The 17148-nt window shown below is 36.8% G+C and carries 9 protein-coding genes; all 9 read left to right on the top strand.

Annotated features, from left to right (window positions below):
* The first annotated feature begins 2 nt into the window (after positions 1-2).
* Positions 3-617, top strand: a complete 615-nt coding sequence (locus tag ACTNEP_RS04815) for a hypothetical protein (RefSeq protein ID WP_441160562.1) — start codon at positions 3-5, stop codon at positions 615-617.
* Positions 614-6535 carry an Ig-like domain-containing protein gene (locus tag ACTNEP_RS04810; protein ID WP_441160561.1) on the top strand — a complete coding sequence of 1974 codons (5922 nt, stop codon included), beginning with the start codon at positions 614-616 and terminating at the stop codon, positions 6533-6535. Before ACTNEP_RS04815 ends, ACTNEP_RS04810 begins: the two co-directional genes overlap by 4 nt.
* Before the next feature lie 415 nt (positions 6536-6950).
* On the top strand, positions 6951-9461 hold the full coding sequence (gene secA, locus ACTNEP_RS04805) for a preprotein translocase subunit SecA (RefSeq protein WP_441160560.1): 2511 nt from the start codon (positions 6951-6953) through the stop codon (positions 9459-9461).
* Positions 9462-9480: 19 nt separating this feature from the next.
* A protein-coding gene (gene prfB, locus ACTNEP_RS04800) for a peptide chain release factor 2 (RefSeq protein WP_441160559.1) occupies positions 9481-10582 on the top strand; the annotation gives its coding sequence in 2 pieces (ribosomal slippage) (positions 9481-9552 and positions 9554-10582; 1101 coding nt in all).
* A 71-nt stretch (positions 10583-10653) separates the two neighbouring features.
* Positions 10654-11517 (top strand): YitT family protein, encoded by an 864-nt coding sequence (locus ACTNEP_RS04795; RefSeq protein WP_441160558.1) that lies wholly within the window; start codon positions 10654-10656, stop codon positions 11515-11517.
* Between the two features lie 201 nt (positions 11518-11718).
* Positions 11719-12405 (top strand): cell division ATP-binding protein FtsE, encoded by a 687-nt coding sequence (gene ftsE, locus ACTNEP_RS04790; RefSeq protein ID WP_441160557.1) that lies wholly within the window; start codon positions 11719-11721, stop codon positions 12403-12405.
* Positions 12395-13288 carry a permease-like cell division protein FtsX gene (gene ftsX / locus ACTNEP_RS04785; protein ID WP_441160556.1) on the top strand — a complete coding sequence of 298 codons (894 nt, stop codon included), beginning with the start codon at positions 12395-12397 and terminating at the stop codon, positions 13286-13288. The genes ftsE and ftsX overlap by 11 nt, the downstream gene beginning before the upstream one ends.
* A gap of 38 nt (positions 13289-13326) precedes the next feature.
* Positions 13327-14730 (top strand): murein hydrolase activator EnvC family protein, encoded by a 1404-nt coding sequence (locus ACTNEP_RS04780; RefSeq protein WP_441160555.1) that lies wholly within the window; start codon positions 13327-13329, stop codon positions 14728-14730.
* Between the two features lie 152 nt (positions 14731-14882).
* Positions 14883-16364, top strand: coding sequence for a S41 family peptidase (locus tag ACTNEP_RS04775; RefSeq protein WP_441160554.1), 1482 nt, complete (start codon positions 14883-14885; stop codon positions 16362-16364).
* Positions 16365-17148 lie beyond the last annotated feature (784 nt).

Here is a 17148-nt window from a genome sequence, read left to right as displayed (position 1 = left end):
ATATGGAATTAACGTATTTATATAGATTGATGCTATATGGAGGTATTACTGGTGCACTTATCACCCTTTCGATTGCGATTTGGTTGTTTTTCAGACTGGATATTCGCCATGTAATAGAGGACTTAACAGGAATAAGATTAGGTAAAAGCAAAAGAAAACAGAGTAATACTTCCTTTGAAATGTGGAACGAACGGGATCACACATCTAGTAAGATTGAGTTAAAAAAAATCGAATATACTTCTGATAGATTGCGTCAAAGTCGGCATTCACATACTTCATCAAGCTTCTCACCGACTAATAAAAAATTGCGAAATAAGGAAGAAAGCTTCGTAAAAAGTGTCAACAATACTACTTCAACTAACAAGCACAATGTGGATCAAACAGAACTATCGCAAGAAGAGACATTCGATGAAACAGAGTTGTTAAAGGATGCTACTGATCATTTCCAGACAGAATTATTACATGAACAGGATGATAACCAAACGGAATTATTGGAAGAGACAAGTCTTCTGGGCAGTGAAACCGAGTTAATCAGCGATGAGGAGCAATCATTTCTAGTAGAAGAGGAAGTTATCGTAACTCACAATTCATTAAACAAGAAGGAGGGATTAAAGTGAGTAATAATCAGAAGAAAAGAAGTAAAAGCTATGTAGTTTATGCCATCATATCAATTGTTATGTTATCCGCTATTATTTTTACCTCACATGCAATTGCTTCTGATGAGTTGCATATGAAAATTCAATATCAAGGAGAGGAATGGGATTTAAGTAGTGAGCCGACAAATGATCCCGACTGGTACACCAATAAGGATGATATTAGTTTTGAGGTCGATCTGAGTGAATACTACCAAGACCTAGAGAAAGAAGAGGAAGATGGCTCCACCATCTCATATAGCCAGCCCTTTGAGGTGAATGTTTCACGAGCAACTGTTGATGTTAAAGAGATAACAAATGCTGAAGGGGAATTTACGGGCATCTATGAGGTAACAGTGGAACCTAATCGCAACCATGAAGGACAAATGAAGATAGAATTAGACATTGAGGAAGATAACAACTGGGGAATTCCTACTGAACAAAATCCGATATCTTTTACCATTGTAAAAGATACGACATCACCTGGTGTTCGTTATTCAGGTTTGGAAGATCAACAAGTATATTATGATGAACAGGAATTACGAATTACTATTGAGGAAGAGAATATTGACAATAAGAGCGTGATGATAACGCATAACAATAATGAATTGGACCAGGATATTGAATGGAATGGTAATAAGGCGAAAATTAGCTTTGCAGAGAGTGGTAATTATCAAGTCAAGACGACAGCAGTAGACAAGGCAGGAAATGAGACAACGGAAGAACTTACCTTCTACTTAAACATCGAGAAACCTATCTTGGAAGTTACTACAAGCTCAGGCGATGCAGTAGAAGATGGAGCAGTGCTTGCAGAGGATAGTTACAACTTTGCAATTGAGAATGGTATAGCAATCGAAGCTGCAAAGATAATGATTAGCCAAGAAAACGAAGAAATAGTCGAGCTTGATATGAATACAAGTGGTAATCAGGCGAGTGTGGAGTATCAATTCGAACAAGATGGAACATATGAAATGAAAGCAGAGTTGGAGGATAGTCATAACGGCAAAAAGCATGAGCTTGAACCGTTTATGCTTACAGTGGATCAATCAAATCCGAAAGTTACTATTACAGATAGTTATGATCAGCCAGTAACAGACGAGCAAGTGTATGAACGCGAATTTGAATTGTTGTTTCATGTAGAGGATGCCAATCTCGATGTGGATCAAAGCTCTATTACCGTAACACATAGCTATGTTGAGAGTGTAACCGAAAGTGAAGTCCCATTATCCTACAGTGATGGGGTAGGTATCGGAAAATTCGCTGTTAATCAGGATGGCGAATATAAGGTAAGCGGTAAACTTGTAGATTATGCTGGAAACGAGAGCATTATTGATCTTACTTTTGCTTTGTATACAGATAGTGATCTTATTAATATTACAGATAAAACGAATAATGGAAATCTGCAAGAATATTACCAGGATAACGTGTTAATTAATGTTAGATATTGGGACTTCAATCCAATTAATAAATCATTCTCCGTTACTAAGCGTAACTTAATTACTGGTGAGGATGAGCCTTATTTAGATAGTTCTGACCTTTCTAGTATTTTATTCTTGAGCTGGATTGACCATTTCTTCCATGAAGGGGAGTACTATTTATCGATAGAAACCCAGACAATTACGGGAAAAACAGAAACAGAGAAACGTAAATTTATTGTAGATAAAACTGACCCAGAAGTAACAATTGATTCACCAATTGTTGACAACCAACATATTACATCTGCTTTTCTTGAAGAACAAGAAAGCAGCATCTTTAACTTAAGTGTATTCGATCATTACCTCGATCAATATCAAGCGCAATTGGAATATACAGACACTAACGGTAGAAAACAAATGTGGGTAGATAGTGATGCAGGTACTTGGGTAAATCAGGAAGGTACCTATCATTTTGATTTGAATGAAGAACTGATCGGTGATGAGGGAGATTATACGCTTTCGTTACGAGCTGAAGATAAAGCAGGACGAACTGGTGAACAACGTCTTCGCTTTACTATTGATGATACAGCTCCAGTTATCGAAATTTCGGAAGTAGATAGATATAGCGACAAACACGTAGTAAGTAACGTAATCGTAAAAGAACATAATTATGAGGAGAACAATGTAACCATAACAATCGAGAAGCAAAATGAATCTGGAACGTTTGAACCATTTGAATCTGATAGCTTTGAAGATTGGGAAAATAGCGGTTTTCAATCAGAAGCAGCATTTCCATTCAATGAAGATGGCACCTACCGTATTACAGTAAATGCTGTAGATTTAGCTGGTAATGAAGCAGTAGGCGAACGTGTAGTCTTCACGATTGATACAGAGAATCCTGTGTCGACGATTTCAGGAGTCAAACACCAGGAACACTATACAAGTGCTAGATCAGTAGAGGTAGATATTAAAGACCATAATATTGATGAATCAGCTACAAATCTTACGGTTAATAAATGGAATCACAACAGCGAGCAATTTGAACCATATGATATGGATACCACGTTACAGTTTGAGCGTAAACATGCAGAATGGCAGCATGATTTTGAAGAAGAAGGCACCTATGAAATGATCGTTAGAGCGAAAGATAAAGCTGGTAGAGAGGCAGAAGATGCACATGTTATTTTCACCATTGATTACACAGATCCAGTTGTATCGATCGTGAATATAAAGGATAAAACCTATTATGATAAGGAATTAACAGCTACATTTAAAGTAGAGGAATTAAATTATCGTGAAAATGATGTCACTTTTGAAGTAACAAAAGATGGTAAGGATTATACAAAACAAGTTGAAGGAAATGCGGGACAAGCCTGGAGAAATGCATCGAGTCTATCTGAATTAACATATACCTTTACGGAGGATGGAGACTATGAAGTAAGATTATATGCTGAAGATAAGGCAGGAAATACTTCCAAGAATGTCACCAGAACGTTCACAATTGATACGGCATCACCGTCAATTACAGTAGAGGGTGTGAAAGATGGTGTACATTATGACGGTAATAAAGAGGTTGCTGTAACAATCAAAGATAAGAATCTTGATGAATATCAAATGACGGTTTGGAAAAATCAAAAAGAGTATGCAATAGAAAATGTGGATGAAAAACGTACATTGGTCACTTTTGAACATACGTTTAAGGAAGAAGGCGACTATGTAATTAATCTTTCTGCGGTTGACCGCGCTGGTAACCATTCGACTGAAGAAGTCAGCTTTACCATTGATAAGACAAATCCAGCCATTTCAATTGATGATGACATTCCACCATATGTTAGGAGTAACTATATTAATGACAAGGGAATGACAAACCTTATACCGATTAATTTAAAAGAAAAGAATCTTAAAACGAAAGAAGTACGTATTTCTCGAGTAGATAATAACGGTAAAAGGAGTACACATGGTGAAGCGGAAACTGGTAAATGGGTTAAATTATCAGATTCTAACTATCGCTATGATCTGAAGGATAGTTTTTTTGCAAAAGATGGTGATTACGAAATTGTGGTGACAGCTGAAGATTATGCAGGCCGAACCGATCGTAAAAGCCTGTCATTTACTGTTGATAATATTGCTCCGGTAATCAAGCTATCGAATTTGAAAGAATTTAATGATGCAGCTCAGACACAAACGGTTACGGTAACAGAGCATAATCACGCTACGAATAAGGTGAATGTATCCATTTATCGGGAGAACTCCCAAGGTAAGTTTGTTCCGTATAATGATCATTTTCCAAGTTGGAAGAACAACCAAAAGGTTACATCCTTAGATTTTCCTTTTACAAAGGATGGAAAATACAAAATAGAAGTAAGTGCAACAGATGCAGCAGGTAACAAAGCAAAAACGCAAACCAACATATTTACCATTGATACGGTTAATCCGGACTTAAGTATCTCTGGAGTTACGCAAGATAGCCATTACCGTACAAATAAAGAAGTGAGGGCTTCCGTTAGGGATGAGAACGTAAGTAAAGCGGATACCGTGTTAGCTGTATATCGACTCAACCCTTCAACTGGCAAAATGGAACCTTATAACACAAGAAAGCAGCCAACTTTTACAAGACGTTCGATGAATTGGCGTTATAATTTTACTACGGCAAATGAAGGTACTTATCGTGTTCAATTAAACGCTACTGATTTGGCTGGTAATAAAGGAACAGAACAATCAGTTGACTTTACGATCGATAATACCGCACCTGTTTTAGCGATCAACAATATTACTGATGGCAACTATTACGCTTCTGGCAGAACTGCTGAGATGACTGTACAAGAAACAAACTATCGTCATAATAATGTACAGTTTGAAGTGACAAGGAATGGTCAAAATATAACAAACACAGTAGAAGGATCAAGAGGGCCATCTTGGAGAACCGCTAGTGCGTTGTCAAGATTAAGCTACCACTTCAATCAAGATGGGGCTTATAGTATTGTATTAAATGCAACAGATAAAGCTGGAAACAAAAGCAAGACAGCTAAGAAAAGCTTTGTAATTGATACTGTTAAACCAGAAATAGATATTTCTGGCGTCGAGGATGGACAATATTATAATCATGATCTTCCGGTTTCCATACAAATTGCAGATGTAAACTTGGATCAGAATAGAATTCGTGTAACACGGAATGGACAGAATTATCCTGTTGGAGGTTTCTCTATCACGAATAATCAATATCAAAACTCCTTTGCAAGATTAAGCCATACCTTTAGTCAAGAAGGCGATTATGAAATAGTAGTAGAAGCAGTGGATAAAGCAAATAATCAGCAGTCCCAATCTGTCTCTTTTACTATCGATAAAACGCCACCGGTTATTACTCCTGTAATGGGAGGAGAAGGTAAGGAGCTTGTAGATGGCTCATACATTAATCATGTATTCCAGCCCCAGTTCTTATTAGATAATGAGGAGGACACGATTGTATCCGTTAGATTAAATGGAGGTTCCAATATCGCTGGTAATATTCCGTTAGCGTCAAAAGAAATGAAATATAATTATGAAGTATTGGCACGGGATAAAGCAGGAAATGAAACAACGCTAACGACAAGCTTTACATTAGATACAACTAGACCAGAGTTAAGTATTACCGGGATATTTGGCAATTTTACTAATGAGAATGTCCGTCCACATGTAGAATATTCGGATCGTAACTTAGATGAAGAACGGACATCTGTGACGTTAAATGGAGCACCTTTTAGTAACGGGATGGAATTGACAGATGAACAAGATTATATTCTAGAGGCTGTTATTACAGACTTAGCAGACAATGTCACAGAACAGACAATTGTCTTTACGATCGATAAGACTGGTCCAAGAATTATTTTTAAAGAGCCATTGTCAGGGCAATACTTTAATGGAGTGGTTATTCCTGAGATTATTATTGAGGCAATGACAGGCTATGATATCATTACTTTAACACTGAACGGGGAACCATATGAATTAGGTGACCCAATCGAAACGGAAGGTAAGCATGTACTCTATTTTGAAGTAGTAGACCAAGCAGGAAATGTGAAACAGCTTACTGTTGAATTTATTATCGACTTAACTCCGCCAGTAGTGATTTTTGATGGTATTGAAGAGAATGGTGAGTACGTGGAAGCAGTTAATTTGTCTGTTCAGTTAGACAACCCAGAAGATACAATCCAATCTGTGTCTGTTAATGGTGAGGCATATGAAGGTGAAGTGACGGAAGAGGATGGATTTGAAGTAATTCAATACCGCTTTACCGAAATTGATGATTATACCGTAGAAGTTACTGCATACGATAAAGCTGGTAATGAAGTAACGGAAAGCTTACCATTCGTCATAACAGACAAAAGTTTACTAACAAAATTCTATGAAAATAAACCATTATTTTCTGGAAGCATTGCGGGTATTATCGTACTGATAATCAGTGCAATAGCAGTATTAGCTCGTAGAAGAGCAACAGCGAAAGCAGTAGAATAATAAAAATAAAAGCAAATAGAGGAGGACTCTATTTGCTTTTATTTGCCTATTTTGTTTTTATCGGCTATTTTCATTGAAAAATACAAAGTTGTTTTTTCTAAGGATCTAAACTTATTAAGATAATAAAAAGTCTATGGAGAAAGCTATTTTTATATTATCTTCACAATATGAAAATTCCAAATCACTAATTTTGTTCGACGATAAAATTGTGATATAAAAAGAGTAGCTCCTTTTTAGGGAGGATTTAGCCTCCCTCTCTTCCTTTCATGGAGAAGCAGTCTTCACCCCTCTATCAACTGCTTCTCCTCTCTTTTTGTGGATTGTTGTAATTTATATCCTGCAAGTGTTATTATAGGGTGTGGAGAATAATTATAGGAAACAAGTATTGATTTTAAGATAAAGAGGAGCGGCTGCAATGCGTGGATTATTAAAAAAAGTATTCGGTGATGGCAACCAACGTGAATTAAAAACGCTTGAAAAAATTGCGGATGAAATAGAAGCGTTAGAGCCATCAATACAGCAATTATCAGATGATGAATTAAAAAATAAAACAGAAGAATTGAAGGAACGTTACCAAAATGGTGAGTCCCTAGATGATCTTCTAGTCGAAGCATATGCCGTAGTGCGCGAAGCTGCGAATCGTGTGTTAGACATGCGACCATTTTATGTGCAATTACTTGGTGCAATTGCCATGCACAAAGGGAATATCGCAGAGATGAAGACTGGTGAAGGAAAAACCCTTGCTTCTACCATGCCTGCCTATTTAAATGCATTGACAGGAAAAGGTGTGCACATTATCACGGTAAACGACTATTTAGCAGATCGTGATGCTCGGGAAATGGGAGAATTATTTCAATTTTTAGGTTTAACAGTTGGGTTAAATCTGAACAGTATGTCAAAAGAGGAAAAAAGAGAAGCATACCTAGCAGATATTACGTATGGAACCAATAATGAATTTGGTTTCGATTATTTACGAGACAATATGGTATTATACAAGGAACAAATGGTTCAACGTCCATTACACTTTGCTATTATTGATGAGGTGGATTCGATTTTAATCGATGAGGCACGTACGCCGCTGATTATTTCCGGTACAGCCCAGAAATCAGCTAGCCTTTATCAGCAAGCGAATTCTTTTGTTCGCACATTGAAAAACGAAGAAGATTATACGTATGACGAAAAAACAAAAGGTGTACAGTTAACAGAAGAAGGAATGAATAAGGCTGAACGATTCTTTAATATTGATAATCTGTTTGACCTTGACAATGTGACGTTAACACACCATATTAATCAAGCATTAAAAGCCCATGTCGCAATGCACCGGGATACCGATTATGTAGTGGAAGAAGACCAAGTGGTCATTGTCGATCAATTTACTGGTCGTTTAATGAAGGGCCGCCGATACAGTGATGGCTTACATCAGGCGATTGAAGCAAAAGAAGGTTTACAAATTCAAAACGAAAGCATGACACTTGCTTCCATTACCTTTCAGAACTACTTCCGTATGTATGAAAAGCTTGCAGGGATGACTGGTACTGCCAAAACGGAAGAAGAGGAATTTCGTAATATTTATGCAATGGATGTTATTGCGATTCCAACAAATAAGCCGATTATCCGGGAAGATAAAGCAGATTTAATTTATAAGACGATGGATGGGAAGTTTAAAGCAGTTGTGGAAGAAATTAAAGAAAGATATGAGAAGGGGCAACCAGTACTAGTCGGTACGGTGGCGGTTGAAACCTCTGAATTAATTTCGAAGCTTTTGAAGAAGGCAGGCGTCAAACATAATGTATTAAACGCTAAAAACCATTATCGAGAGGCTGAAATTATCGAAAATGCTGGTCAGAAGCATGCCGTTACCATTGCGACTAACATGGCTGGTCGTGGTACAGATATCAAATTAGGTGATGGTGTGAAAGAGTTAGGTGGACTTGCTGTAATAGGTACAGAACGTCATGAATCACGACGTATTGATAATCAGTTACGTGGTCGATCTGGTCGTCAAGGGGATCCAGGTATAACCCAATTCTATTTATCAATGGAAGATGAATTGATGCGACGCTTTGGATCAGATAATATGAAAAATATGATGGAAAGACTTGGCATGGATGATACGCAGCCAATTGAAAGTAAAATGGTCTCACGTGCAGTAGAATCTGCTCAAAAACGTGTAGAGGGTAATAACTTTGATGCACGTAAAACGATCCTTTCTTATGACGATGTGTTACGTCAACAACGTGAGATTATTTACAAACAACGTTTTGATGTCATTGATTCTGAAAACCTTCGAGACATTATTGAACAAATGATCGAGACCACAGTAGAAGGTGCTGTTGACACGTATATGACGGATGATATTCCAGAAAATTGGAATATATCTGGATTAATGGAATATCTCCATGCAACATTGCTAGAACCTGAATGGATGACAGAAGATGATCTCAAAGGAAAAGAAAAAGAGGAAGTTATTAAAGAGATCATGACAAAAATTAAAGAAAAATATGACCAGAAAGAAGAAGAGTTCACCCCAGAAAGAATGCGTGAGTTTGAAAAAGTTATCCTTCTTCGTACGGTTGATCGGAAGTGGATGGATCATATCGATCAGATGGATCAGTTACGCCAAGGTATTCATCTGAGAGCATATGGACAAAATGATCCATTGCGTGAATACCAGATGGAAGGCTTCGCCATGTTTGAACAGATGATTGCTGTCATTAATGAAGAAGTAGCTAAATATATAATGAAAGCTCAAATTCGTGAAAACTTAAAAAGAGAAGCAGTTGTCAAAGATACACAGGCGGTTTCTGGTGGAGATCAGCAAAAGAAAAAAGTGAAAAAACCATACGTTAAAGCACAAAGTGTTGGACGAAATGAACCATGCCCTTGTGGCAGTGGTAAGAAGTACAAACATTGTCATGGACGTTAAGGTTAAATGAGGTGGAATGATGGAACTGGTAGAAATAAAACAAGAATTAGACAAAATGGCTAAGCGATTAGCGGATTTTAGGGGGTCTCTTTGACTTAGATGCAAAGAGAGCCCGTATTGCCGAATTAGAGGAAATTATGACAGACCCAAGTTTTTGGGATAATCAGCAAGCAGCGCAGAAAGTAATTAACGAGGCAAATGGTTTAAAAGAGTTAGTTCATGCATTTGATAGAAATGAAGAAACATTGGAAAATGCAGAGGTCTCTTACGAGCTAGTAAAAGAAGAAAATGATGAGGACTTACGTGAAGATTTAGAAAATGAAGTAAAGTCTCTCACCGAGGCACTTAATCAATTTGAATTGTTCATTCTTTTAAGTGAGCCTTATGACAAGAACAATGCGATTTTGGAATTGCATCCAGGTGCTGGTGGAACGGAATCACAGGATTGGGCAAGCATGCTTTTACGTATGTATACAAGATGGGCAGAATCGAAGGGGTTTAAAGTAGAAACCTTGGACTATCTTCCTGGTGAAGAAGCAGGAGTCAAAAGTGTTACATTGTTGATCAAAGGTCATAATGCCTACGGTTATTTGAAAGCTGAAAAAGGTGTTCACCGTCTTGTGCGGATTTCGCCGTTTGACTCATCCGGACGTCGTCATACTTCGTTTGTTTCCTGCGATGTAACACCTGAATTGGATGATGATATTGATATTGAAATTAATAGCGAAGACTTGAAGATTGATACGTACCGTTCAAGTGGTGCTGGTGGTCAGCATGTTAACACAACTGACTCAGCTGTCCGTATCACGCACTTACCAACAAACACGGTAGTAACATGTCAATCGGAAAGATCGCAAATCAAAAACAGAGAACAAGCGATGAAAATGTTAAAAGCGAAATTATATCAATTAGAAATAGAAAGACAGAAGCAAGAAATGGCTGAAATTCGTGGAGAACAAAAAGAAATAGGTTGGGGAAGTCAAATACGTTCTTATGTCTTCCATCCATATTCGATGGTGAAGGATCATCGAACAGATTACGAAACAGGGAATACCCAGGCAGTAATGGATGGAGAGATAGACAATTTTATTGATGCCTATTTACGTTCTGTAATGGATTAACGAGCAAAAGGGGAAGGATCTCCTTTTGCTCGTTTTACTGTGTCATTAACAACAGGAGGAGTGATTTAAACATGATAACAAAATATCGAAGAAAGCAAATGCCTGATTGGCTACGTCAAACATTAGACTATATCTTTGTTCTGGTAGGTGCCTTCTTTGTTGCCATCGCATTTAACCTTTTTTTATTACCAAATAACATCGCATCCGGTGGTGTAGCAGGAGTTAGTACGATAACGAAAGCTGTCTTTGATTGGGAACCATCGATTGTACAATGGGGGCTGAATATCCCATTATTTATCGCTGGAATAGTAATTTTAGGAAAAAATTTCGGTGCAAAGTCACTGGTTGGTACAATCGTTTTACCATTTTATGTGTTTCTAACTAGAGATATACAGCCAGCAACAGCAGACCCATTGTTAGCAGCTCTTTTCGGAGGGATGATAGTTGGGATAGGAATTGGTATCGTTTTTCGTGGTAAAGCATCAACTGGAGGTATGGATTTAGCAGCACAAATATTACATAGATTTACCTCTTTACCCCTTGGTATATGTGTGGCGATATTGGATGGTTTGATTGTGTTAACAGCTTCCTTTGTTTTTTCTATTGAAGAAGGCTTATATGCATTAATCGGATTATTTATTACCAGTCGAACCATTGATTTTGTCCAAGTGGGTCTAAATACCTCAAAGAACGTGATGGTCATAACGAATCAACCTGAGAAAATACGTCGAATTCTGTTGAATGATATTGATCGAGGTGTTACTATTTTTAAGGGATCAGGTGGTTATACAGATGAAGATCGAAAAGTGTTAATGTGTGTCGTACAGCAAAATGAATTTAGTAAAACCACTAGAGCGATCAAAACGATTGATCCTGATGCATTTGTTATAGTGATGAACGCAACAGAAGTATTAGGGGAAGGATTTAAACGATAATTACCATTTAATGGTATAAAATCCTGGACCTAGGTAATGGAGGGAACGCTTTAAACATTTTGAAATAAAATTGTAATAAAAAATAGGATAAAAATTATCGAAAATGATGTTATAATGTATTTGTACGCAATAGATCGTCGAAATTTGATTCCGTTAATCGGGAAATTTATATATCATACGATAAAAAAGGTGAGTAATTTTATGATAGAGATGCAAGATGTTTATATGACTTATCCTAACGGGGTTGTTGCCCTGAATGGAGTAAATGTAACAATTGAACAAGGAGAATTTGTCTACATAGTAGGACCAAGTGGTGCCGGTAAGTCAACCTTCACTAAAATGTTATTCCGTGAGGAAGTACCAACTAACGGCTCCGTTGTTGTTAATAATACCGACATATCAGCGTTGAAGTGGAAAGAAGTACCTTATTTCCGTAGAAATATAGGGGTTGTCTATCAAGATTTCCGTTTATTACCGAAATTAACTGTATACGAAAATATTGCTTTCGCTTTGGAAGTGATTGAAGAAACACCAAAGAACATTCGTAAACGAGTAATGGCTGTTTTAGATCAAGTTGGATTGAAAAATAAAGCACGTTTTATTCCTGATGAGTTGTCTGGTGGAGAACAGCAACGTGTTGCAATTGCCAGAGCGATAGTAAACCACCCGGGTTTACTAATAGCAGACGAACCGACTGGTAACTTAGACCCAGATACATCATGGGAAATTATGCGGATATTAGAAGCAATTAATGCAAGTGGTACAACAGTTTTAATGGCAACGCACAGTAAAGATATCGTTAATACAGTAAAAAAACGTGTCATAGCTATCGAAGATGGCATGATTGTACGTGACGAGCATCGAGGAGAGTATGGATATGAAGTTTAGTACATTAAAGCGCCATTTTAAAGAGGGTGCTAGAAATACGTGGAGAAATGGCTGGATGACCGTCGCATCTATAGGGGCGGTGACCACTACCTTGATTCTGGTTGGGGTATTTCTTGTATTAATGCTGAATTTGAATCATATTGCTAATGGACTAGAAGATGATGTACAAATCAAAGCATTAGTCGAGTTAACTGCTGAAGAGAGCGATGTACAACAATTAGAAGAAAATATTAATGAAATAAGTGGGATTGAAACAATAGATTATGTCACAAAAGAAGAAGAGCTACAGAGTTTAATTGAGAGCATGGGAGAGCAAGGACAAGCATGGGGGTTATATGAACAAGATAACCCATTGAATGATGCGTTTATCATAAAAGCGACAGATCCGCTCGATACAGAAAAAATAGCAGCAGAAATAGAAGAGTTTGACTTCATTTATCGTGTTAATTATGGACAAGAGTATGTAGATACTCTATTTACGTTCAATGAATATGCTAGAAATATAGGATTAGTGTTAATTGCTGCACTAGTATTTACCGCCATCTTCCTAATTTCGAATACAATTAAGATAACGATTCTTGCTCGTAAGAGAGAAATTGGTATTATGAAGCTTGTAGGTGCAACAAATAACTTTATTCGTTGGCCATTTTTCGTTGAAGGTCTGCTGTTAGGAGTGTTGGGAAGCTTACTTCCTATAGCAGTTATATTAATTGGCTATTATTTCTTGACACAGAATTTAGCGATGTTACAGCAATTTGAATTCGTACAAATCTTGAACTTTTATCCATTTGCGGTCCAGATTTCACTTATTATTATTGGAATAGGAGCTGCGATTGGTGTGTGGGGAAGCCTTATGAGTGTTCGCAAGTTCTTAAAAGTTTAATAGAATACGAGAAAAGTTTTACAGAGAGGGGAAATTATATGAAGCGACTATTTCTAGTGCTAATTATATTACTAGTCTCTACCGTTTTCACTACAACTTCTGTATTTGCGGAAAACCTAGACGAAAAAATAGGTGAATTGGAAAAAGAAAAGAATCAAATTAATAAAGAAGCAGACAGTATAAAAAGTGAAGTAAACGAGACAGAAGAAAAAATCGCAGGAAATCAAGAGCAACAAAAAGAGACAAAAAGTGAGCTTGATAAAATTAATAGTGATTTAGAAAATACCCAAGCTGAATTACAAGCGAAAGAAGACGAAATTGCAGCAACTAACACGAAAATATCCGAAACTGAGAATGAAATTAATAAGACTGAAGAGGAAATAGAGGAATTAAAGGAAGAAATTAAGGAATTAGAAGAGGAAATTAAAGAGCTAGAAGAGAAAATTGAGGCAAGAGAAGAATTATTAAAAAACAGATTGCGCTCCATTCAACAAAACGGTGGCAATATCAGTTATTTGGAAGTAATTTTGGGCGCCCAAAACTTTGGAGACTTTATTAACAGAGCAACTGCTGTCACAAAAATCATGGATTCTGACAAGAAGATCATGGAAGAACAACAGGATGATAAAGATAAACTAGAAGAAAACAAGATTGCAGTGGAAGAAAATAAAAAAGAAGTTGAAGAGAAGCAAGCTGCTTTAGAAGAAGATAAAAAAGAATTAGAAGAAACAAAATCTTCTTTACAATCTCAAAAACAAGAATTAGATGCTATTCAAACAACGTTAAATCAACAAATGGATGAAAAAGAAAGTATAATGGAGCAGTTAGAGATAGAAGAAGAAGAGCTAAATGAAATTGTACTTTCTGCTGAAGAAGAGCAAAGACTACTTGATGCACAGGCAGCAAGTATTCAAAAAGCAATCGAACAGGCTGAAAAGGAAAAGCAACGATTAGAGCAATTAGCTAAGGAAGAGAAGGAATCTAACTCTTCTTCATCTGGTAATTCAAGCTCATCTTCTAATAGTGGTGGAAATGGTAAATTTATTAGACCTACAAGTGGTTCTGTTTCATCTCCGTTTAACCCTAATAGGGTTCACCCGATTCATGGTGTAGTAAAGCCACATAATGGAACGGATTTCCGTAATGATACAAGTGACGCTTCTGTCATTAAAGCTGCTGCAAGTGGTGTTGTTTCATATGCAGGGTGGATGAGTGGATACGGAAATACTGTAATGATCACACATTCGATAGATGGACAAACCTATTCGACACTTTACGCTCACTTGGCTAGTATTCGCGTTTCGGTAGGACAATCAGTAAGTCAAGGTCAACAAATAGGTGTAATGGGAACAACAGGGGATTCAACAGGAGTACATTTGCATTTCGAAATACATCCTGGTGGATATAAAAATCCAGCAGACCCTATGAATTATATTAATTAACATCCGTAGATGTTTTCTTTACAATACATATAATTTCATATATAACTGAGTGTAAAAAACAAAAGACATCACAAAATAGTTGTGATGTCTTTTTTAAACCTTCATAATATAGTAAGTAAAGAGTTATTTATTTAAGGCTATGGGGTGAAATAATGAATATTAGAAAAAAATATTTAGTGTTATATTTATTCGTGGCGCTTGCATTGGGAGCAGTTGGTACATATGTAGGCTTATCTTTTTTGTCAGACGGAACAAGCTCTAATAATGGCAGTCTAACTAGTTCGGATCGGGATTTATTGCTAGAACTGACTGACAACCAAGAAACATTAGAAGAAAATATGGGAAAAATGACCAAAGTTGTAGATGCCTTTACGATTATACAGGAAAACTATCTGGAAGAGGTGGAAGATACCCAATTAATAGAGGGTGCCATTCAAGGCATGCTTCAATCTCTTGAAGATCCTTATAGTGTTTATATGGATCAGGAAACAATGGAGCAATTCAATGAACAGATTGAATCCTCCTTTGAAGGGATAGGTGCTGAGGTATCCATGATGGAGGGTAATGTGACCATTATAGCTCCAATAAAGGATTCTCCTGCTGAGAAAGCAGGCTTAAGGCCAAACGATCAGGTGCTTTCAGTTGATGGAGAAAGTGTAGAAGGATTGGATCTCTATGAAGCAGTAAATAAAATACGTGGTGAAAAAGGTTCACAAGTTACATTAGAAATCAGAAGACCTGGTGTAGAGGATATTTTAGAAGTGGAAATAACAAGAGATTCTATACCATTGGAAACCGTTTATGCAGATACACGAGAAGTTGATGGTAAGTTAATTGGAATTTTGGAATTAACTTCTTTCTCTGAGGATACAGCAAGTGATTTCGAAAGGGAACTAGAAAACCTAGAAGAACAAGGGATTGATGGCTTAGTAATTGACGTCCGTGGAAACCCAGGTGGTTTACTTCCTGCTGTAGAGGATATTTTAAAGAATTTCATTCCTAAGGATACGCCATATATTCAAATTGAGGACCCATCAGGAAAGAAAACAAGGTATTTTTCTAACATTGAATCTGCCAAAGAGTACCCTATTGTAACATTAATCAATGAGGGGAGCGCATCAGCATCTGAAATTATGGCAGCTGCCTTAAACGAAGCGTTAGACTATGAGATCGTTGGAGAGACTTCATTTGGGAAAGGTACTGTACAACAAACCGTACCAATTGGTGATGGGAGTACCATTAAAATAACTCGTTTCAGGTGGTTAACTCCTGACGGTAATTCGATTCATGAAGTCGGTGTAGAGCCGACAATTGAGCAGAGAATGCCAGATTATTATTACACCAATCCTATTCAAATTGAGGATCCTCTAGCCTTTAATCAAAGTGACAATAATATAGAAAATGTTCAAATTATGCTAGAAGGTCTGGGTTATGATCCTGGACGAACAGATGGTTATTTTAATGAAACGACTCAAGAAGCAGTGGAAGCATTTCAACGTGATCAAGAAATCAACGTAACTGGGGAAGTGGACGAAAAGACAGCAGAGGTTTTACAAACTACCATTATTGAAAAAATTCGAAACAACGAAGACGATAAACAACTTGAAAAAGCAATCGAAACACTAACCCAATAACGGAAGATGCGAGCAGCCGTATGAAAGTTTACGGCTGCTTTATTTATTAGAGTAAAAATCAGGTAAGAAGAAGATAATTTTTTACACCTATTGTGTTTTATTTCTACATAGGAAATGAATAAAAAACATTACTTAAAACTTCTGTAAGCTCTCTTAACCTCTCTTATTTCTTAAATAAAAGATGAATCCTATTGACCCAAGTAATAGCAATAAAACTAATGACAGGAATAGAATTCCAAGCGTAGTAAACCCTTGAATGGATGCCATGACCATCAATAAACTTCCTCTCATTCATTATCTATAAATTTTCTTCATGCATTTCATGCCGTATAAAAAATATAACCTATTATTTTTAAAAATTATGTAACTCCAAATATTCCAGCATCATCATAGCCGTATATTTTTAATTGCCAACATTATATAAATTCTTTGTGCAAGGAACGTTTGTGGTGCGAAAGAATATTAAAGCTTGGCAATTTATCCTTTATGGGAGAAATTTAAGGTTTGGAGATAAAGATAAGGGGTAATAATTAATTAGCAATAATATAGAGGTGATATAATGGAGAAGAAAATAACGACAGAAGATGTGCAATTATTGCTACAGGAATTAGATAAACTAATTGATAAAGAAAGAACATAGGAGAGGTTGAGACAAAAAGAAAGTTTTTCGTCTAGAAGCCGGACAATGTGCTAATAGAGCTTAGGAAATATACGTAGACTCCTGTGGGAAAGCGGGGTATAATTTCCGAAGCGGGTATTCGCACCATTTGTGTTAGGAATTTGC

Origin of the sequence: Gracilibacillus sp. HCP3S3_G5_2 (assembly GCF_052063305.1) — a bacterium.
GTDB lineage: Bacteria > Bacillota > Bacilli > Bacillales > Amphibacillaceae > Gracilibacillus.
Note: the sequence above shows the minus strand (reverse complement) of the source record. Positions and strands in the feature narration are given on the sequence as shown.